Origin of the sequence: Paenibacillus soyae (genome assembly GCF_024623455.1) — a bacterium.
Taxonomy (GTDB): Bacteria; Bacillota; Bacilli; order Paenibacillales; family Paenibacillaceae; genus Pristimantibacillus; species Pristimantibacillus soyae.
In genome coordinates this window covers 136,956-156,347 of record NZ_JANIPJ010000005.1, presented here as the reverse complement: position 1 = coordinate 156,347, position 19,392 = coordinate 136,956, and the positions used below count along the sequence as shown (strand labels likewise).

20 protein-coding genes are annotated in these 19,392 nt (G+C 54.4%); all 20 read right to left on the bottom strand.

The window, feature by feature from the left end; genetic code table 11:
- Positions 1-50 precede the first annotated feature (50 nt).
- Positions 51-977, bottom strand: coding sequence for an L-lactate dehydrogenase (locus NQZ67_RS09270; RefSeq protein ID WP_257444856.1), 927 nt, complete (start codon positions 975-977; stop codon positions 51-53).
- Positions 964-1,791, bottom strand: a complete 828-nt coding sequence (locus NQZ67_RS09265; RefSeq protein WP_257444854.1) for a formate/nitrite transporter family protein — start codon at positions 1,789-1,791, stop codon at positions 964-966. The genes NQZ67_RS09270 and NQZ67_RS09265 overlap by 14 nt, the downstream gene beginning before the upstream one ends.
- Positions 1,792-2,014: 223 nt before the next feature.
- Positions 2,015-2,215: a hypothetical protein gene (locus NQZ67_RS09260; RefSeq protein WP_257444853.1), complete on the bottom strand. Its 201-nt coding sequence runs from the start codon at positions 2,213-2,215 to the stop codon at positions 2,015-2,017.
- 23 nt (positions 2,216-2,238) lie between these two features.
- Positions 2,239-2,640 (bottom strand): nucleoside-diphosphate kinase, encoded by a 402-nt coding sequence (ndk, locus tag NQZ67_RS09255; protein WP_257444851.1) that lies wholly within the window; start codon positions 2,638-2,640, stop codon positions 2,239-2,241.
- Between the two features lie 131 nt (positions 2,641-2,771).
- A complete protein-coding gene (gene adhE, locus NQZ67_RS09250) occupies positions 2,772-5,378 on the bottom strand; it encodes a bifunctional acetaldehyde-CoA/alcohol dehydrogenase (protein WP_257444849.1) in 2,607 nt (868 codons plus the stop codon).
- A 131-nt stretch (positions 5,379-5,509) separates the two neighbouring features.
- Positions 5,510-6,088, bottom strand: a complete 579-nt coding sequence (locus tag NQZ67_RS09245; protein WP_257444847.1) for a hemerythrin domain-containing protein — start codon at positions 6,086-6,088, stop codon at positions 5,510-5,512.
- Positions 6,085-7,029 carry a sensor domain-containing diguanylate cyclase gene (locus tag NQZ67_RS09240; protein ID WP_257444845.1) on the bottom strand — a complete coding sequence of 315 codons (945 nt, stop codon included), beginning with the start codon at positions 7,027-7,029 and terminating at the stop codon, positions 6,085-6,087. The genes NQZ67_RS09245 and NQZ67_RS09240 overlap by 4 nt, the downstream gene beginning before the upstream one ends.
- Positions 7,030-7,140: 111 nt before the next feature.
- Positions 7,141-7,683, bottom strand: coding sequence for a TQO small subunit DoxD (locus NQZ67_RS09235; protein ID WP_257444843.1), 543 nt, complete (start codon positions 7,681-7,683; stop codon positions 7,141-7,143).
- A 160-nt stretch (positions 7,684-7,843) separates the two neighbouring features.
- Positions 7,844-8,959, bottom strand: a complete 1,116-nt coding sequence (locus tag NQZ67_RS09230) for a sensor histidine kinase (RefSeq protein WP_306812784.1) — start codon at positions 8,957-8,959, stop codon at positions 7,844-7,846.
- Positions 8,952-9,605, bottom strand: coding sequence for a response regulator (locus tag NQZ67_RS09225; RefSeq protein WP_306812783.1), 654 nt, complete (start codon positions 9,603-9,605; stop codon positions 8,952-8,954). The genes NQZ67_RS09230 and NQZ67_RS09225 overlap by 8 nt, the downstream gene beginning before the upstream one ends.
- Before the next feature lie 20 nt (positions 9,606-9,625).
- Complete coding sequence (locus NQZ67_RS09220) at positions 9,626-10,093, bottom strand: hypothetical protein (protein WP_257444842.1); 468 nt, start codon at positions 10,091-10,093, stop codon at positions 9,626-9,628.
- 131 nt (positions 10,094-10,224) lie between these two features.
- On the bottom strand, positions 10,225-10,935 hold the full coding sequence (locus NQZ67_RS09215; RefSeq protein WP_257444840.1) for a Crp/Fnr family transcriptional regulator: 711 nt from the start codon (positions 10,933-10,935) through the stop codon (positions 10,225-10,227).
- A 152-nt stretch (positions 10,936-11,087) separates the two neighbouring features.
- Positions 11,088-11,630 (bottom strand): hemerythrin domain-containing protein, encoded by a 543-nt coding sequence (locus tag NQZ67_RS09210; protein ID WP_257444838.1) that lies wholly within the window; start codon positions 11,628-11,630, stop codon positions 11,088-11,090.
- Between the two features lie 133 nt (positions 11,631-11,763).
- Positions 11,764-12,144: a DUF3147 family protein gene (locus NQZ67_RS09205; protein WP_257444836.1), complete on the bottom strand. Its 381-nt coding sequence runs from the start codon at positions 12,142-12,144 to the stop codon at positions 11,764-11,766.
- Positions 12,145-12,162: 18 nt separating this feature from the next.
- A complete protein-coding gene (locus NQZ67_RS09200; RefSeq protein WP_257444834.1) occupies positions 12,163-12,525 on the bottom strand; it encodes a DUF3147 family protein in 363 nt (120 codons plus the stop codon).
- A 181-nt stretch (positions 12,526-12,706) separates the two neighbouring features.
- Positions 12,707-13,525, bottom strand: coding sequence for a pyruvate formate-lyase-activating protein (gene pflA / locus NQZ67_RS09195; RefSeq protein ID WP_257444832.1), 819 nt, complete (start codon positions 13,523-13,525; stop codon positions 12,707-12,709).
- A gap of 41 nt (positions 13,526-13,566) precedes the next feature.
- Positions 13,567-15,837, bottom strand: coding sequence for a formate C-acetyltransferase (pflB, locus tag NQZ67_RS09190; RefSeq protein ID WP_257444831.1), 2,271 nt, complete (start codon positions 15,835-15,837; stop codon positions 13,567-13,569).
- A gap of 83 nt (positions 15,838-15,920) precedes the next feature.
- On the bottom strand, positions 15,921-16,535 hold the full coding sequence (gene mobA, locus NQZ67_RS09185; RefSeq protein WP_257444829.1) for a molybdenum cofactor guanylyltransferase: 615 nt from the start codon (positions 16,533-16,535) through the stop codon (positions 15,921-15,923).
- 13 nt (positions 16,536-16,548) lie between these two features.
- Positions 16,549-16,896, bottom strand: coding sequence for a nitrite reductase (NAD(P)H) small subunit (locus NQZ67_RS09180; RefSeq protein ID WP_257444827.1), 348 nt, complete (start codon positions 16,894-16,896; stop codon positions 16,549-16,551).
- Between the two features lie 24 nt (positions 16,897-16,920).
- Entirely contained in the window at positions 16,921-19,380 is a 2,460-nt protein-coding gene (nirB, locus tag NQZ67_RS09175) for a nitrite reductase large subunit NirB (protein ID WP_306812782.1), read from the bottom strand.
- Positions 19,381-19,392 lie beyond the last annotated feature (12 nt).

The following is a 19,392-nucleotide window of genomic DNA, read 5'->3' as shown; positions in this document are numbered from 1 at the left end:
TCCCCCTCATTCATCGTCAACCACCCTTTCCGACCAGCCCTAGCTCAAAGTTAATTTTTGAGGTCGATCGTTTCAATAAGCCCCTTCAGCTTCTCGGCCGAGCGATGAAGCAGCGCTTTCTCCTCCTCGTTGATCTCCAGCTCCAACACCTCGCGAACCCCGTTGCGGTCGACGATACAAGGTACGCCAAGATACACATCCGAAACGCCGTGGTAATCCTTGAGCAGCGTCGACACGTTCAGCACGGCGCCTTCATCCCGGAGGATCGCGGTGCAGATGCGGTCGAGCGCCAGCGCAATCGCATAATAAGTCGCGCCTTTCGCCTGGATGATCTCATAAGCCGCATCCCTCGTATTCTCGAATATTTTTTCTTTCTGATCCCCGGTCAGCTTCAGCTTCGTGCCCGCGATATTGGCCAGACTCCATAGCGGAAGCTCGGAATCCCCATGCTCTCCGATAATATGGGCGTGCACGCTGCGCGGATCGACGTTCAGCTCCTCGCCGATCAAATAACGGAATCGGGCGCTGTCCAGCAGCGTACCGGAGCCGATGATGCGCTCAACCGGCCATTGCGATTTTTTCCAAGAGAAATAGCTCATGATGTCGACCGGATTGGAAGCGATCAGAATAATGCCGTCCTGGTTATACTTCAGCACCTCGGTCATAATGCTCTCGAAGATACCAACATTCCGCTTAAGCAGATCGATCCGGGTTTCGCCTTGCTTCTGCGCGGCCCCTGCCGTAATGATAATGATATCGGCATCCTTGCAGTCCTTGTATTCTCCTGCCCACACCTTCGTTTTCCCTAGAAACGGCAGGCCGTGATTCATATCGATGGCATCGCCGACGGCTTTTTTCTGGTTCGCGTCGATCAGTACCAGCTCATCCGCTCTTTCGCGGAGCAGCAGCGTGTAGGCGGTTGTCGCGCCGACAGCACCGACCCCGATCACAACGATTTTCGTTTTATTCTTCTCCATTACTTTCACTCTCCTCAATGTTTGATTGCTGATCCATCTCGTCCAAGTACGGTTTATTGACGTAATAGTACATGAAAGCCATTAGAAACGACCCGCCGATCAGGTTGCCCAGCGTTACCGGAATCAGGTTGTGCAGCACGCCGCCTAACGATATCGTCCCTGGATGGTTCAGGACGAGCGCAATGGCGAACGTGCACATATTCGCGATGCTGTGTTCATATCCCGAGATGAAGAAGCAGAAGACGAACAGCATCATCGCGAACATCTTCGGCCCGTCGCCCTTGAGCGCCATTGGAACAAAGAATGCCAGGCATACTAACCAGTTACACAGAATCGCCCGGAAAAACAGCTCCGTCATAGGCAGTTGCATTTTCTTCTCGACGACGCCAAGCAGGAAAGCGTTCACCGATTCGTCCGCAAACAGCCCTGTCGTGTAAATCATAAAAGCGAAGAAAGCAGCTCCGATCATATTGCCGACGTAACTGAATCCCCAAAGCTGAAAGACATAAGGCCACTTGAGCTTGCGGCGGAAAGCCGTGTATGTATAGTAAAACGTATTGCCCGTGAACAGGTCCCCTCCCCCGTAAGCGATCAGAATAATCGCCGCGCCGAAGGTCAGGGCGGCCATCGGATAGGTGAAGGGCGAATGCTCGTTATAGAAGAAGCTGCCGGTCTTGAAGGCGACGATGACGCCAAACCCGATGAACATGCTGGCCAGCGCGGATCTTGCAAGATAACGGAGTCGGCTTTGCTTAAAAACCTTGAACTTCTTAAGTGCCAGCTGCTCGACCGCGCGCAGCGCTTCGACCTCCATGGGGTTCCCTCCTTTCTTCATTTTGCGGATGTCGCATTTTGATGTGAGCGGGACCTATTTTATCCTAGAATTCCATTTGCCATTCATAGTAATAACTCCCATATGAAAAAGTTACCATAAACCATATGAATACGATGTGATGAAGATCACTGTCCTTCACCTGATTTTTGAAATGTACTTTATCAATAAAAAAAGCCGCGGGTTACGCGGCATTTCACCATTTTTAGAGGGCATACAGGACCAGAAGCTCCTCCGTCGTCAGCTCCCTGCCCTCCTTATCCTCTTCCTGATGGTTCAACAATCCGTTAGCTTCCCAGCAAGCGATGCATTTCTTCTCCGTATCGCAGGTGTGAGCTTCCGCGCAAGTGTAGCAGAATTGCAGCAAATTTTTAGTAGTCTTTTGATTAACGGTCTCGGTTGTCATAATCGTTCACCCCTTGTTTTTGTTCACTTAAAAAATAACTGGATCTCCTTCGCCGCGTTATCTGCCGAATCGGAACCGTGAATGACGTTCTCGGACACATCCAGTCCATAATCGCCACGTATCGTTCCAGGCGGCGCATCCTGCGGATTCGTTGGTCCGATTAACGAACGGGAGTTCGCGACCGCCTCGCATCCCTCCACAATCATGGCGAATACGGGACCGGACGTGATATATTCAACCAACTCGTCGAAGAACGGCTTGGCACTCAGGTGCCCATAATGGATTTGCGCGGTCTCTCTTGAAACTTGCATAAGCTCGGCTCGGATCACCCGAAGACCTTTGCACTCGAAACGTCTAACAATCTCACCAATTAATCCGCGTCTCACGCCGTCAGGCTTAATCATGACGAATGCTCTTTGCTCCATCGTATTCATCTCCTCTTGATGTCTATTCTACAGGCTGCGCGTTGCCGGGGCAGTGAGCGATATCACACCTCGCACGCAAAAAGAAAGCCGCCGATCCGGCGGATCGGCAGCCAAGAGCACGATATCTAGAGCTAGAATTTTCCGTAGAACGCATTGCGGTATACGTTCGCCAGCTCCGTCACAAGCGGCATCCGCGGATTCGCGGTTGTGCATTGGTCTTCGAAAGCCCGGTCGGCGAGGTACTCAACGCGCGCTTCGAAATCGGCCGGATCGAAGCCTAGATCTTTGAATTTCTCCGGAATGCCAAGCGACTGGTTCAGCTTGCGCACCGCCTCGATCAGGCTGTTCACGCCCTCTTCCGTCGTCTTCGCCGGAAGCCCCAGCATGCGGGCAATCTCCGCATAGCGTTCATCCGCGACGAAGTGATCGTATTTCGGGAACGAAGCGAACTTGGTCGGCTTCTGCGCATTATAGCGGATGACGTGCGGCATCAGAATCGCGTTCGTCCGTCCATGCGCCGTATGGTATTGGCCGCCCCACTTATGCGCCAAGCTGTGGTTGATGCCGAGGAATGCATTCGCAAAAGCCATCCCGGCGATCGTGGAAGCATTATGCATTTTCTCGCGAGCGACCGGATCGGCCGCATGATATGATTTCTCTAAATTCTGGAATACTAAGCGAATAGCATGAAGCGCCAGGCCATCCGTGTAGTCGCTCGCCATAACCGAGACATAGGCCTCGATGGCGTGCGTGAGTACGTCCATCCCGGTATCCGCTACCGCCGTCTTCGGCAAGCTGTAGACGAACTCCGGATCGATAATCGCTACGTCCGGCGTCAGCTCGTAGTCCGCCAGCGGATATTTGGTATGCCCTTCGTTCTTGTCGGTAATGACCGCGAACGACGTCACTTCCGAGCCTGTACCCGACGTGGTCGGAATGGCTACGAATCTTGCCTTGTCCCCCAGCCGCGGATACTTGTAGACACGCTTGCGGATATCCAGAAACTTCTGCTTGAGCGAATGGAAGCTCGTATCGGGATATTCGTAGAAGAGCCACATCGCCTTCGCCGCATCCATAGGAGAGCCGCCTCCAAGCGCTATGATGCAGTCCGGCTGAAAGCTTTCCATCAGCTTCGTGCCGCGCTCGACCGTCTCGACGGAAGGATCCGGCTCGACATCGGCGAACACCTCGATCGCAACCGGGTTTACCCGTTTGCGCAAATAATACTCCACCTTCTCCACATAGCCCAGCTTCACCATCATGGCATCAGTCACGACGAGAATACGGGAAATACCCGGCATTTTCTCGAGATATTGCGTCGACCCTTTCTCGAAATAGATTTTCGGCGGAATTTTGAACCACTGCATATTGACCGTCCTGTAGGCTACCCGCTTAACATTGATCAGGTTCACCGCCGTAACGTTCGAGGTCGTCGAGTTATGCCCATACGAACCGCAACCGAGCGTCAGCGAAGGCAGATTCGTATTATACAGATCGCCGATCGCGCCGTGGGTCGAAGGCGAGTTCACGATGATGCGGCCGGTTTTGAGCCTGCTCGCAAAAGCCTGGATAACGGCATCGTTATTCGAATGAATGACGGACGAATGTCCCAGCCCGCCGAATTCGACGATTTCCGCCGCGCGCTCAATGCCCAGCTGGGCGTTTTTCACTTTATAACAAGCAAGAACGGGACTTAGCTTCTCCGCGGAAAGCGGAAACTTGACACCCACGCCTTGAAGCTCGGCAACGAGGATTTTCGTTCCCTGTGGAACTTGGATGCCGGCCATCTCCGCGATCTTCTCGGCAGACTGACCGACGATCATGGCATTCACCGCACATTTGTCGCTATGGATCACCAGGTTCGATACCGCTTCGGTCTCCGCTTTGTTCAAGAAGTAGCAGCCGCTCTCCTTCATCAGCTTGCGCACCTGTTCGTAGACAGGCTCCTCAATGATGACAGCTTGCTCGGATGCGCAGATCATGCCGTTATCGAAGGTCTTGGATAGAATGAGATCGGTCACCGCCTGCCTGAGGTTCGCCGACTGCTCGATCAAACACGGGACATTGCCGGGGCCGACCCCGAGTGCCGGTTTGCCGGTGCTGTAGGCAGCCTTCACCATCGCGGATCCGCCCGTGGCGAGCACAAGCGCCACGTCCGGATGGTTCATGAGCAGCTGCGTCGCTTCAAGAGACGGCGTCTCTACCCACTGCACGCAATGCTCGGGAGCTCCGTTTGTGACGGCGGCTTCAAGCAGCGTGCGGGCCGCTTCCGCGCTGCACTGCTGCGCGGAAGGATGGAAGGCGAATATAATGGGATTGCGCGTCTTCGCCGCGATCAACGTCTTAAACATCGTCGTGGACGTCGGATTCGTGACCGGCGTCACCCCAGCAATGATGCCGACGGGCTCTGCCACCTTCTTGAAATTCTCGAACGCGTTCTCCTCGATGACCCCCACTGTTTTGTCATGTTTGATGCTGTGGTAGATATACTCCGTCGCGAAGATGTTTTTCGTGATTTTGTCCTCATACACGCCGCGGCCCGTTTCCTCCACGGCCATCTTGGCCAGCTTCATGTGCCGGTCCAGACCCGCGAGCGCCATGGCCTGCACGATGGCGTCGATTTGCTCCTGATCCATCTGCAGATAAGCTTCCTGAGCGAGAACCGCGCGCGCCACCAGCCGGTTCACTTCTTCCTGAGCGGAGTGACGGGTTTCGAGTTTCTTTTCATTCACAGCCATGATTTCATCCTCCTTGGAGACCTTTTGTTTGGGGCAACTCATCTCCTTGATGAATCCATCATAGCCGAAGCAAAAGTGGAAATCTGTTACATTTATCACATGGCTGAAAAATAAATACGGCCGGGCGGAGCTTAAAAAGCACTCCCCATCCACCCATCCATTCGTTCAAACTCATCTTGCAGCCATTCCATCTCTGCTTGTGTAAATAGAGAATTTGCAATCGGGAATAGCACTTGTTCTTCTTTGCGAAAGTGATCCATCAATATGACAACGGCCTCCGTTACGTAACCTACAATTTCATTAATGGCTGATGTATTTATAGGCGTAGAAAGACCGTTTATTATTTCGTAGTAACGCCGGATGTTTTGCTTCGCGTGATCGTGTTCGTATTCCAATACGGCGATTGGACTATTTTCCCTGCTCATATAGCGTACCAATAAAGGAAACAGAAGCTCTTCTTCCTTGCTCAGATGACATAGCGATTTTGCTTCGAATTCCACCATTAACCTCGTAAGCTTATCCAGCCATTCTTTCCTTCTATCCAATGGAGCCCGCTCGATTCTATTGGCCAGTTCATAAATCGAATCCAATTGAAGACGAAGCGTAATATGTTCGTCATGCAGCAACATAAGAGGCACCTTAAGACCAACCTGTCCCTCTCTAGTACTTCTGAATAAATAAATGTTATGGGGGGTCGTTTCGAAGTTCATGCATTGTCCTCCTGACCAGTTGCTTCATCGTTGTTCTCCCATGACGCAGCTTGATTTCTACCGCTCTGCTTTGCGCGATATAACGCCGTATCGGCACGGTTTAGTAATTCAATGCTCGTCATTTTTTGTTCCGGTTTCAAACATGCCGCACCAATGCTAATGGTAACGAAATCGTGTATGGGGGAGAAAGCATGCGGGATCTCCAAGTGACGTATGGCATTTAAGAAACGATCGGCAGCCGCAGCGTAATTCTTTTCTTCCAATTCGGGGATTGTAATAACAAATTCTTCGCCGCCGAACCGTGAAAGTCTCTCCCCTTTCTGCAGGCTCTCTGAGAGGGCCGACGCAACCTTTATGAGGCAGTGATCCCCCTGAATATGGCCGTAATGGTCATTGTAGAATTTGAAATAATCGATATCGATTATAAAAAGATAAAAGTTGTGGTGCTTCTTCTTTGACAACTTTATTTGTCCATCTATTCGTTCATTAAAGTATCTTCGATTATATACACAAGTGAGTTCATCTATATAAACACGTTGCTTTAATTTTGTTTCATTCCTTTTATTTTCGGAAATATCCGAGAAGACTGCAGCATAATATTGTACCTCTCCATCGCTGCCTTTCAGAGAGTAAATATTCTGGTACTCCGCAAAGATCTCCCCGTCCTTCTTCCTGTTCCAAACCTCGCCAACCCAATACCCGATCGTATCTACCTGATGCCATAAATCTCGAAAAAAGGCTTGATCGTGTCTTCCCGATTTCAGCAAATTAGGATTTTTACCCAATACTTCATCAAGCGTATACCCCGTTAATTGGGTAAATGCGGGGTTTACATAAATAATCCTTTTCGATTTATCCGTCAAAATAGCGCCGTTAAGCATGTGGTCAATCATTTGCCTAAATACATGCGAATGATTTGTATGCTCTATGTCTTTATACATACCGTGTCCCCCCTGGAATTCGCAAATTAGGCTGGTTCCTGCTTCAAAAACCAGCCGCCGGCATATAGCCGTCGGCTGGTTGCGGTCCTTACATCAATATCATTAGCCTGGTTAATGAGCGGCCCGATGACGCGGTTTAGGAAGCGTTGGCGTTTGCGGCTTCTCTTGATCGTTGCGGCGCATCAGCTTGCGAAGCAGAGGAAGCAGATAGTAGTCGATTCCGAATCGTCCGGCGTTTGTACCGGCCGCTATGACCACAAGACCTAACAAGATGAGCCAAGGATTCGTGCTTACCGTGCCGGCGAAGAGGAACATGAAGTTCATCATCAATCCGAAGAATGCGGCCGCCGCGGTCAAGCCGCCGACGATAAGCCCGATTCCGACCAGCGTCTCCCCTACGGGGATAAGGAAGTTAATGATCTTCACGTTCGGCAGCGCTACTTGCTCCAGGAACCTCGTAAAGGTAGGGTACACCAGCTCCTGCGTTCCTTTGTCCGACACCGGATTCGCGATCGCGTTCTTCAGGAAGCCCGTCGCGTCAAATCCGCCCGTCAGCTTGTGGAAGCCGGCATTAAGCCATTCCCAGCCGACATAGATCCTTAAGAGGAACAACAACCCGGCCGCATACACGTTCTCTCGCAAAAACTTCATCATGACATCCACTCTCCTATTGTGAATCTATTCACAAAGTATGTTAGAGGAAAGCGCCGTTTCGGATGTTGTATCGTTTCTGCGCTTCTCTCTATGTCTATACTATAGCTCTTCTAAGGCGTACTCGCTGTGATCTTCGTCACACGAACGATAAATGGACGGCTTAATGCTTGGGAAGGATAAGCGTTATGCACGTGCCCTGGCCCGGCGCGGAATCTACCTGCAGGCTGCCTCCGGCAATTCTCGCCCTCTCGTTCATGCTGAATCGGCCGACGCCCTTCGTCCTTGCGCTTGGATCGAACCCTGCCCCGCGATCGACGACACGCGTGACGATATCGTCTTCGCCCTCGTGGATGGACACCTCCGCTTCCGAGACATCGGCGTATTTGGCCGTGTTCGTCAGCGCTTCCTGGATTACGCGATAGATGACCGTTTCGGTCTGTATCCCGTATCTCCCGCGCAAATTGCAGGTAAAACTAACCTGGATTCCATAATGCGAAGAATAGTTATCGATATAGGACCGGATTGCGGGAACAATGCCCAGATCGTCCAGCACCGACGGACGCAGCTCCCAGGCCATTCCTCTCACTTCCTCGATAATGTTTGCAACATAATTGCGGATCAGGCCAAGCTCTTCTTCACGCCCCGCGTCCTTGGAAGAGATGACCCGGTCGAGCTGAATTAACAGGGAGAAGAGACTTTGCCCGATACCGTCGTGAAGCTCGCGGGAGAACTTGCGCCGTTCATCCTCCTGGATCGTCATCACTTTAGCCAGCGTCTCCTGAAGCTCCTCCTCTACCCGCTTGAGTCTCGTCACCTCGTTGCGGATCGCAAGATACTGATACGGCTTCCCGTCCTCGCCCACGAAGGGCACGATAGTCGTATTTACCCAATAATATGTACCGTCCTTAGCGCGATTCTTAATATCCCCTTCCCATACGTTGCCGGAAGCGATGGTACTCCATAAGTTTTTCATAAACGATTTATCATGATAGCCGGAGTTAATGATGCGATGGTCGTTACCAAGAAGCTCATCCCGAGCGTACTTGGATATTTCGCAGAACTTATCGTTAACATACTGAATCCTGCCCTTGCTGTCGGTTACGGCGACGATCGACGATTCATCCAGAGCATACTTCACATCCGCCAATTGCTTGAGGGACTGGCGAAGATCGCTGCGAAGCTGTTCATCCCCGATACGGGTATCTAATTGCGCCACAAGTGCATCTAATTGGCCGCCTATGACATCCGTTCCGTACGGAAGCCGTTTCTCATTCAAAATGCAACAACCCTTTCTTCATCGCATACTTAATGAGCTCGGGCCTCGACTTCAGTCCCAGCTTCTCCATCACGTTGCTTTTGTGAGTCTCTACCGTCTTCACGCTGATGATCAGCTGCTCCGCGATTTCCTTGTTGCCATACCCTTTGGCCGTCAGCTCCAGCACTTCCTTCTCCCGCTCCGAGAGGGTATCGAATACGTCCTTGCTTTCTCCCCTCGTCATCCGGCCTATGAATTCATTCATCAGCCGCTTCGTCGCGGTCGGATACAGATAGGCGTCTCCTCGCGCTACAGTGCGGATAGCGGCGAGCAGCTCCTCGTGCGGCGCGCTCTTGAGCACATAGCCGCCGGCTCCCGCGTTAATCGCCCGGAACAAATATTCGTCGTCGTCATGCATCGTCAGAATGAGAACGGCCGTATCCGGCAGCTTCTCCTTCAGCTCGGACGCTGCGGTAAGACCGTCCTTCCCGTGCGGCATGCTCAAATCCATAAGCACGACATCCGGCCGGAGCTCCAGCGCCGCGCGAATGCCTTCGTCGCCTTCTGAAGCTTCCGCCACAACCTCGATATCTTCTTTGCTGCTGAGCAGCATGCGCAGTCCCGCGCGGATCATCGAATGATCGTCCACGATCATGATTCGGATCATCAGCCTTATCCTCCCCAAGGTTATTGGATTGTAGTCCCATCATAACGTCCGAAGCATCGGCTTTTCAACAACTTCTCCGCAAGCAAAAGCTGAACGCCGGCTATATCCTCTTCCATGTACATGTCCGTTCTTCTCCCAAGAAGCAATACCCCGCAGGAACTCTCGGCCGACAAGAGAGGCAGAGGGAACGCCATGCCCGACTCCAGCTTCTCCGCAAGCATGACCGGACATTCCTTGCGCATCGACGGATGTTGATTATGATTCACCATATAAATCATTCCATGCCTCAATACCATTCCGCCGAGACCGATTCCCGGCTTGATCTTCATCCGTTCGAGTCTGTCGCTCCGGCTGCCGATCACGATATCCCACTTCATCTTCCCGAACGATCCGGACGGCAGCGCGATCGCGGCAAAGTCGCTATGCGTTCTCGACACGAGGCACTCCGCCTCGAGCCTGATCTCGGGATACTCATTCTTCAGAATCATCGTCTCTTTTCACTCCTTCCGCCCAGCCGGTCTAATCAGGGAAATCCCTGACCGCCCGCTAGGGGCAGCCACGAATAATCTCATGAAACCCCGACTGCCGGCAGTCGGGGTTGCAAATCGCTTATTCGTTCCTACATGCGGCATATTTCCTTCGGGCAATTCTCGCAGTGGCACACGTCCCGAAGATAAGCGAGATCGTGGATCACGAATTGGCCATTCACGTTGTCAATGACGCCTTCCTTCTTCAGGTCGCTCAGCATGCGATTCACGCTCTCGCGCGTCGCGCCGATCATATCCGCCATCTCCGTATTGTTCATCTTGAGATCGATATAAACTTTCCCGTTCTTCTCCTGACCGTAGGAATTCCCGAGTCGAATGAGCAGGGAACAGAGAGCGCCGGTCTTCCCGAACATCATGAGGTCCCGGAACTTCGTCTGCGTCAGACGATGCATAAGCCCCATCCATTTCATGAACTCGACCGCGAGGTCGCCATGCTGCCAGAGCAGGACCTCCAGGTCCTTGCATTGGATAACGCCGACCTTCGCATCCTCGGTCACTTCCGCGCTGAAGCTATGAATGGATTCTTTGAAAGGGTCCATCTGTCCGAGCAGATCGCCTTTCTGGTGCAAATATAATGTAAGCGCGCGGCCGCTGTCGGAGGTCTTCGTCGTCCTTACTCGTCCGTGCATGACGAAATACAATTTATCCGCAGGGTCGCCTTCCCAGAACAAACAGGTGCCCTTCTCCACGTTGCGCACATACATGATGCCCTCCAGCTTCTCGAAGCTCTCCTTCGATAAGACCGGCTCCAGTCCTTCCACCCGTTCAACTCCAGCGCCCATGCTCATTCCCCTCTCGGTTTCGTTCTCTGCATCTATCATATCGCGAACGGAAGCGCGGCAACATCGGGAGCCACCCTGATTTTTAGACAAGGGAAATCCCCCCTTGATCTTATCGACAGGGGGGGGCCTCACGGATGGTTATACGCCCTCGCTTAGGTAGCGAATAGCAGATCCATATCCGTCAGCACGGAATCCGCTAGAGGGAATACCCAGCGCTCTTCATCCTCAAGATGCTTGCTTAGAATATAACAAGCTTGAATTAGATCGTCCACGGCTCCCCTAGTTCGTTTTCGGTCGAAATTCGTCCCCGCATCATGCACGGACCGTAAGAAGGATTGCAGGTAGCTGTCACCCAGCTCATGATCTTTCTCCAACGTCCACAAGGAAGGGAGAAGGCTTGGTTTCAAGGATTTGTCGAAATAGGTGCTCAGGAATGGAAACAAGATGTTCTCCTCCCATGCAGCATGGCGTTCCAGCTCATTTCGGAAGGATATCGTGAGCAGCTCCAACCGTAAAAGTTCTTGCGCAGCGAGGCCTGACTCTTGCTCCGACATAACGCAATAAGCTCTGACCGCCATCTCGGACAGACATTCGTTTAGCTCAAGATGTTCGTCCTGTAGTTGCTCGATCAAGCGGGATAGCTCCGTCGGAACCGCCGATCCTATCGCAGCATGAAACGTCCTGCTCTGTCCCATAATGTTCCTCCCATTTTGCGTTTTTACAAAGCATACAGGAATAATAGGTTGATGCTGTTTGTTATCCTTCCTGCAGATAGGTGGTGCATGCCTTAAGTATATTGCCTCCCGTCTTATGACGCGGTGAAATATATCACATGCGCTTAGCTCGCTTGCCGAATAAATGTTGCAACCGGTTGCGCAGCTCAAAAATCGTCAGGGCGCCCACAAACCAGCTAAGGAGCCCAAGCAGCATGCTTAACCACCAGACGCCTGTAAGCTGCAAGGCTAAGAGTACGGTTACGACGCAAATAGCGCAGCCTGTCATGCCGAATACGGAGCCTTTGGCAATCTCGGACGCCTTCCCGGAGCCCTGGTTGATTCCTACCAAAAGCACGGCGACGACCATAACGGCAGGGAACGCGGCGAATAGTCCGCCCAGCGTTTTCCATGGAATCAAGACGGAAGCTGTATAGCTCAGCGCTACGGCAAGCCCGCCGATAATAAATCGTAATAAAAACTCCTTTAAACTCATCTCATATCCGCTCCTTCTCTATAGGCTGAACATGATATAGGAAATCGAGAACGAAACAATCAACCAGCCGCTAACAGACAAGGTCAATCCCTTCTTCCAACCTTTCCTGGCGCTTAAATAACCGACCGCAAGGGCGCAGACGATATTGATGGCCATACCTATCAGCGCTCCTTGAGACAAAACAATCGAGTTCCGGATCAGCTCATAGCCGGAATAGTCCCATCGAATCGTCAGCAGCGCCGCCAGGAAAACGGCCGGGAATGCCGCGAAAATTCCGCCAAATACACCTCCGACCCGCTTGGCGATCAGTGATGCAACCGCAACGGCGATGCCTCCAAGAATAAACCTCAGCAAAATACCGATAATAGAAACGGAAAGCATGGTCTCATTCTCCTCGCTACCCTCGTGACTTTTTTCACATGAACATCTATTAAGATAGTTCCATTATATTTTTTTTTGCATTCAACAACTGTTATTTTGATCACAGGCTTCAGCAGCAAAAGCGCCGCTATCCCAAAGGATAGGCAGCGCTTAACATACCGCTCTACAGGCTCAAAAAACGTTACGCAGTGGCATGATCGGAGGAGTCGGAGCCGTGAATGCGATCATCCTCCCTTGTGAGCCTGGGGCTCCTCACGGATGATCGTAAGGGTTCCCCCGGATGCTGTCTTGCCGCTTCGATCCATTGCTTCGCACGCTCGACTTCGCGGTCCGTAGGCGTAGGCACGCCTTCAAGCGGATACTCTCTGCCGAGCTGCTGCCATTTGTATACGCCCATCCGGTGGTACGGCAGCAGCTCGAACTTCTCGATGTTCGTCAGGGTTCCCATGAACCCGCCCAGCGCCTGCAGATCCGCCTGGCCGTCCGTCACTCCCGGGATCAGCACATGCCGGATCCAGACCGGCTTCCGATGCTCGGACAACCACTTGGCGAACGCTACGATCCGGTCATTCGGCTGTGAAGTCAAGGCGACGTGCTTCTCTCTATTCATCTGCTTCAAGTCCAGCAGCACGAGATCGGTATAGGCCATAAGCTCGTGCATATGGGAGGACTCGCAGAAGCCGGAGCTGTCAAGCGTCGTATGCAGGCCGAACCGCTCCTTGCAAGCCTTGAACAATTCGGCGACGAACGGAGCTTGCAGCGTCGGCTCGCCGCCCGTTACCGTAATGCCGCCTCCAGAACCCTTGTAGTATGGCAAATACGGTTCGATCTCCCGCAAGATGTCCTCGACGGTCACTTGGCGTCCTCCCGACGTATCCCACGTATCGGGGTTATGGCAGAATTGGCATTGCAGCGCGCAGCCCTGCATGAACAGCACAAAGCGTATGCCTGGTCCGTCCACGGTACCGAAGGTGTCCATTGAGTGAATTCGGCCTTTCATGAGGGCCACGCTCCTTTTCGTAATTCCATTCAAGCCGGAGGTTAGAATTCTCCGTGGAAGGTTCGATTAATGACGTCCAGCTGCTGTTCTCTGGTCAACTTGATGAAGTTAACGGCGTAGCCCGATACCCGGATGGTAAGCTGAGGGTATTCCTCCGGATGCTCCATGGCGTCCATCAGCTGTTCGCGGTTAAATACGTTCACGTTCAGATGGTGACCGCCGCTTGCCGCATACCCGTCCAGCAACGAGGCCAGATTGCCGAAGCGAACCGTCTCTTCCTTGCCAAGCGCCTTCGGAATGATCGAGAACGTGTTGGAGATGCCGTCCAAGCTGTGGGCGTACGGAATTTTGGCTACCGAAGCCAGCGACGCTAGAGCGCCTTTGCGGTCGCGGCCATGCATCGGGTTGGCGCCCGGCGCGAACGGCTCGCCCGCTCTGCGTCCGTCCGGCGTGCTCCCCGTCTTCTTCCCGTATACGACGTTCGACGTGATCGTCAGCACCGACAGCGTCGGAATCGCTCCGCGATACGGCTTATGCTTCCGCAGCTTGTTCATGAAGCCTTCGACCAGCTGAACGGCTAATTGATCGACGCTGTCGTCGTTGTTGCCATACTGCGGGTAATCGCCTTCGATCTCGAAGTCGACCGCGATTCCTTGCTCATTGCGGATCGGACGAACCTTCGCGTAACGGATCGCGCTCAAGCTGTCCGCGACTACCGACAAGCCGGCGATGCCGCAAGCCATCGTTCTTACAATATCCCGGTCGTGCAGCGCCATCTCGATTCGCTCGTAGCTGTATTTGTCATGCATGTAATGAATGACGTTCAGCGTATTCATATACAGCCTCGCCAGCCAATCCTGAACGATCTCGAACTTGGCCGCGACTTCTTCGTAATCCAGCACCTCCGACGTGATCGGAGCGATGGCGGGGCCAACCTGAATGCCCAGCTTCTCGTCCATGCCGCCGTTAATGGCGTAGAGCAGCGCTTTGGCCAGGTTGGCGCGAGCGCCGAAGAATTGCATCTGCTTGCCGATCCGCATCGCGGATACGCAGCAAGCAATGCCGTAATCGTCGCCGAAGTGCGGCCGCATGAGATCATCGTTCTCGTATTGAATCGAGCTGGTCTCGGCCGAGACGCGGGCGCAATACTGCTTGAACTTCTCCGGCAGCCGCGTCGACCATAGAATCGTGAGGTTCGGCTCCGGGGCCGGCCCCAGGTTATAGAGCGTATGAAGGAAGCGGAACGAATTGCGCGTGACGCGCGTCTTGCCGTTCAGGCCCATGCCGCCTACCGATTCCGTCACCCAAGTCGGATCGCCGCTGAACAGCTCGTTGTAATCCGGCGTGCGCAGGAACTTCACGATGCGCAGCTTCATGACGAAGTGGTCGACCAACTCTTGGGCTTCTTGCTCGGTCAGCGTTCCTTCCTGGATATCCCGTTCCATATAAATATCCAGGAAGCTCGATACGCGTCCAAGACTCATGGCCGCGCCGTTCTGTTCCTTGATCGCCGCGAGATAGGCGAAGTACAGCCACTGCACGGCCTCCTTCGCGTTCGCGGCCGGAGCGGATATATCGTAGCCGTACGATGCGGCCATCCGCTTCAGTTCGCCCAAGCTGCGGATCTGCTCCGACAGCTCCTCGCGCAGACGAATGACATCCTCGCTCATCGCGTCGACCTCGAGCTGAAGCAGCTCTTCTTTCTTGTTCGCGATCAGTTTATCAACCCCATACAGGGCCGCTCTGCGATAGTCGCCAATGATGCGTCCGCGACCGTACGCGTCGGGCAGTCCCGTCACGATGCCGGCCCTGCGGGCCGCGCGCATCTCCGTCGTATAAGCGTCGAATACGCCTTGATTATGCGTTTTGCGAATATCGGTGAACAACGCCTCCATCTCGGCGGGAAGCTTGTAGCCGTAGGCTTCGCAAGCGTCCGCCGCCATCCGTATTCCGCCGAACGGCTGAATCGAGCGCTTCAGGGGAGCATCCGTCTGCACGCCGACGATCTTCTCGCGCGCCTGGTCGATGTAGCCAGGGTTATGAGACGTAATCGTAGATATGGTATTGACGTCGACATCATGCACGCCTCCGCGGTCCCGTTCCTCCTTCAGGAGCTGGCTGACTCTCTTCCACAACGCTGTCGTATCGTCCGTCGGCCCCGTCAGGAACGCTTCGTCTCCTTCGTAAGGGGTTATATTCCGTTCGATGAACGCGTTCACGTCGATCCCCTTCTGCCAGCTGCCGCCCGCGAATCCGCGCCACGGTTCAAGCGCCACTTTGCGCTCCGTAAGATCCTTTTCCTTCATCGCCATCATGAACACCTCCGCTTTGATAACTCTATGTTACAAGTTTCACATGCCTCGCTCTATGACATTTCTCACAGTTCGAATTTCGATTAAACAGGCCGCCTCTGCAGCTCCGCCCGCTCATCGAAAGGCAAGGTTCCGGCCCGAAGCTTCCGGATGAACCGGGTGTCGATGCCTTGCCCGGCGAATTCCCCCTCCGCGACCTCCCGCCAATTCAGCTTGCGAAGCAGCTCCCCGACATCGCTTCCTCCGACGCAGAGCATCTTCTCGATCCATTCCGCGCTGGAGCGGTCATAAATGCCGTGGAGGGGCTGAGCCCTATGATCCAGCCATGGAATGACCGCATGCATCCCTTCCTGCTTGCAGGATTCCAGAAACCTGGCCGCGTCGGCCGACGCGTACGGCATATGGCAGCCGAGCACCCACACATCCTGGCGCTTCGCAAGGGACAGTCCGGCATGCATGCCGCTCAAATAACCTCTGCCCGAATAATAATCCGTAATAATTCGGATATCGCGGTCGACTGCGCGCAGGAACAGCTCCGGATGATTCGTCACGACCGTTATGTCCGAGCAGCAGGACTTCATCTCGCGTATTTGCCGCTCCAGGATCGTCTCGCCGTCGATCGTCACGAACGACGGATGCCGCTCCTGCAGGTCCCGATGATTTCCTCCCGCCAGAATGACGCCGGATAACATGCTCATCACACCTTCCCGATTAGTCCTCGTCTGTTAAGCGAATCACATCGATCTCTACGATTCCTTCCGTTATTCTGACGGGATATGCCTGGGCGAAGCCCGTATCCGGAGCTTGCACCCGTCCGTCCTCCAGATTGATCTTCAGGTCCCTCAATGGACAATAAATAAAATGCCCGCTCACGATAGCTTCCGACAACGTTCCTCCCTTGGGGTGCGGGGTGCGATTCTCGAGCGCGAACAGCTCTCCGTCCGTCGTATGGAAAACCGCAAGCTCCAGATTCCCAAGCCGTACCGTCCTGCCGAGCCCCGCAGGGAAGTCGGACCTCCGTCCGACCGCCCTATAGCCCAAATGCTCTTGCGTAATCATGGCCTCTCCTCCTCATCCTTTGCATTACTCCGCCGTTACTTCTATCGCCTGGTAGAGCTGCCGCTGCAGCTTCTCGTTCTCCGTCACTTCCCGCCAAGGGTCGCGTAGTCCGGCAAGAGCCAGCTCCACGCGTTCGATCAGCTGCTTTCTCAGCTCGAGGTCATCGACGACGGCTTTCTTCACTTGCTCCAGTCCCAGGCGCTCGAGCCAATCCGACGTGCGTTCGGCGTAATTCCCGGTCTCGCGGTAATATTGGATGAACGCTCCGCATAGCTCGATCAGCTCCTCGTCGGTCTTCACCTTGCAGAGCAGCTCCGCCTCCTTCATCCGGATGCCGCCGTTCCCGCCGACATATACCTCCCAGCCCCCGTCGTTGCCGACGATGCCCAGATCCTTGGTGCCCGATTCCGCGCAGTTGCGAGGGCAGCCGTTGACCGCCATCTTGAACTTCGCAGGCATCCACAGCCGCTCGAACTTCTTCTCGAGCAGGATGCCCATGCCGACCGAGTCCTGCGTGCCGAAGCGGCAGAATCTCGAGCCTACGCACGTCTTGACCGTCCGCAGCGCCTTGGCGTAGCCATAGCCGGATGGCATGCCGAGCTCCTCCCAGATGGCCGGCAGATCCTTCTTCTCGATACCGAGCAGGTCGATTCGCTGACCACCCGTCACCTTCACCATCTTCGCGTTGTATTTGTCCGCGGCGTCGGCGATTTGCCTGAGCTGCTCCGGTGTCGTGACGCCACCGTACATTCTCGGGATGACGCTGTACGTCCCGTCCTTCTGAATGTTGGCGTGCAGCCTCTCGTTAACGAACCGCGACTCGCGTTCATCCTCGCGCTCCGCCGGCCAGATCATGCCCAGATAATAATTCAACGCGGGACGGCACTTGGAGCATCCTTCGGCCTGCTCCCATTCCATGACCATCATTACTTCGCGGACGCTGGTAAGCCTCTTCTCCCGAATGGCCACGACGATCTCGTCGCGCGTATGCGTCGTACAGCCGCAGATCCCCTGCTTCTTCCCGCCGCCCTTATCTTGATAGCCGTCGCCCAGCACGTATTGCAGCAATTGCTCCACGAGCGGCTTGCAGCCGCCGCACGACCTCGTCGCACCGGTCTTCGCTTTGATTTCGTCGACGGTCGTGAAACCATCCTCTTGGATGACTCTCACAATATCTCCTTTCGTCACGCCGTTGCAGCCGCACACGATTTCGTCATCCGGCATTCCCTGGACGATGGAGGTCTTGCCTCCGCCGCAGCAGCCTTGAGCCGAAGATTGCCCTCCGCCGAACAGCTCCTGGTAGAGCTCCTCCGTCATGTCAGCCCCTTCCCGGATCAGCCGGGCGAGCAGTGGCGCATCCGTCACGTCCCCGTACAGAACGGCTCCGACGAAGCGTTTGTCCCGCAGCAGAACTTTCTTGTACAGGCCGCGCCACCCGTCGTGAACGCGCAGCACCCGGTGCTCGGGACGATCGGTATATTCGCCCGCCGAGAAGACGTCTACTCCCGAAATTTTCAGCTTGGTCGAGACCGAAGAGCCTTCGTAAGGCGCAGTCTGCGCGCCGCACAGCACCTTGGCCAGCACCGCCCCTTGCTCGAACAACGGAGCGACCAGACCGTAGCATACGTTCCGATGCTCGCAGCATTCGCCGACGGCGTAGACGTCAGGCGCGCTGGTCTCCATATAATCGTTCACCTTGATGCCGCGTCCCGTCTCGATGCCGCTTGATTGGGCCAGCTCGATATTCGGTACGATGCCGGCCGACATGACGAGCAGCTGAGCATCCAGCTCCGTCCCGTCCTCGAACCGGATGCCGGCGACTTCCTCGCCGCCGAGCACCTCCGTCGTTCTCTTCCCCATCAGGAACCGGATCCCCTGGCGCTCCAGCTCCGCCTTCAGCATCCCGCCGGCCGTCTCGTCGAGCTGGCGTTCCATCAGCGTATCCATCAAGTGGACGACGGTCGTCTCCATTCCGAGCTGAGTCAAGCCTTTGGCCGCTTCCAAGCCGAGCAATCCGCCGCCGATGACGGCCGCTTGCTTCACTCGCCGGGAAGCCTCGATCATCGTCTGGCAATCCGCGATGTCCCGGAAGCCGATGACGCCCTTCTTGCCGGCGCCCGGGATCGGGAGAATGAACGGCTTCGACCCGGTCGCGATAATAAGCGCGTCATACTCCGCCGCGTCGCCCGCGCTCGTATAGACAAGCTTCTTATCCGTATCGATGCGTACGATTCTGCTCCCAACGTGAAGCTCGATGCCGTTCTCTTCGTACCATTCGCGGCTGTTCAATATTATGTCGTCGAGCGTCTTGCTGCCCTCCAGCACATAGGAGAGCTGGATGCGGTTATAGTTCGGATAAGGCTCATCGCCATAGACGCTAATATCGAACGCGTTCGAAATTTTCAGTAATTGCTCCAGGACATTCACGCCCGCCATGCCATTACCGATCAAGATCAGCTTGCGCTTCTTCGCCATGTCATTCATTCTGGCCACTTC

Coding starts and splice junctions, on each gene's coding strand:
- NQZ67_RS09270 (WP_257444856.1), bottom strand. CDS start 977: ATGGAGAAGAATAAAACGAAAATCGTTGTGATCGGGGTCGGTGCTGTC.
- NQZ67_RS09265 (WP_257444854.1), bottom strand. CDS start 1,791: ATGGAGGTCGAAGCGCTGCGCGCGGTCGAGCAGCTGGCACTTAAGAAG.
- NQZ67_RS09260 (WP_257444853.1), bottom strand. CDS start 2,215: ATGACAACCGAGACCGTTAATCAAAAGACTACTAAAAATTTGCTGCAA.
- ndk (WP_257444851.1), bottom strand. CDS start 2,640: ATGGAGCAAAGAGCATTCGTCATGATTAAGCCTGACGGCGTGAGACGC.
- adhE (WP_257444849.1), bottom strand. CDS start 5,378: ATGGCTGTGAATGAAAAGAAACTCGAAACCCGTCACTCCGCTCAGGAA.
- NQZ67_RS09245 (WP_257444847.1), bottom strand. CDS start 6,088: ATGAACTTCGAAACGACCCCCCATAACATTTATTTATTCAGAAGTACT.
- NQZ67_RS09240 (WP_257444845.1), bottom strand. CDS start 7,029: ATGTATAAAGACATAGAGCATACAAATCATTCGCATGTATTTAGGCAA.
- NQZ67_RS09235 (WP_257444843.1), bottom strand. CDS start 7,683: ATGATGAAGTTTTTGCGAGAGAACGTGTATGCGGCCGGGTTGTTGTTC.
- NQZ67_RS09225 (WP_306812783.1), bottom strand. CDS start 9,605: ATGATCCGAATCATGATCGTGGACGATCATTCGATGATCCGCGCGGGA.
- NQZ67_RS09220 (WP_257444842.1), bottom strand. CDS start 10,093: ATGATTCTGAAGAATGAGTATCCCGAGATCAGGCTCGAGGCGGAGTGC.
- NQZ67_RS09215 (WP_257444840.1), bottom strand. CDS start 10,935: ATGGGCGCTGGAGTTGAACGGGTGGAAGGACTGGAGCCGGTCTTATCG.
- NQZ67_RS09210 (WP_257444838.1), bottom strand. CDS start 11,630: ATGGGACAGAGCAGGACGTTTCATGCTGCGATAGGATCGGCGGTTCCG.
- NQZ67_RS09205 (WP_257444836.1), bottom strand. CDS start 12,144: ATGAGTTTAAAGGAGTTTTTATTACGATTTATTATCGGCGGGCTTGCC.
- NQZ67_RS09200 (WP_257444834.1), bottom strand. CDS start 12,525: ATGCTTTCCGTTTCTATTATCGGTATTTTGCTGAGGTTTATTCTTGGA.
- pflA (WP_257444832.1), bottom strand. CDS start 13,525: ATGAAAGGCCGAATTCACTCAATGGACACCTTCGGTACCGTGGACGGA.
- pflB (WP_257444831.1), bottom strand. CDS start 15,837: ATGGCGATGAAGGAAAAGGATCTTACGGAGCGCAAAGTGGCGCTTGAA.
- mobA (WP_257444829.1), bottom strand. CDS start 16,535: ATGAGCATGTTATCCGGCGTCATTCTGGCGGGAGGAAATCATCGGGAC.
- NQZ67_RS09180 (WP_257444827.1), bottom strand. CDS start 16,896: ATGATTACGCAAGAGCATTTGGGCTATAGGGCGGTCGGACGGAGGTCC.
- nirB (WP_306812782.1), bottom strand. CDS start 19,380: ATGAATGACATGGCGAAGAAGCGCAAGCTGATCTTGATCGGTAATGGC.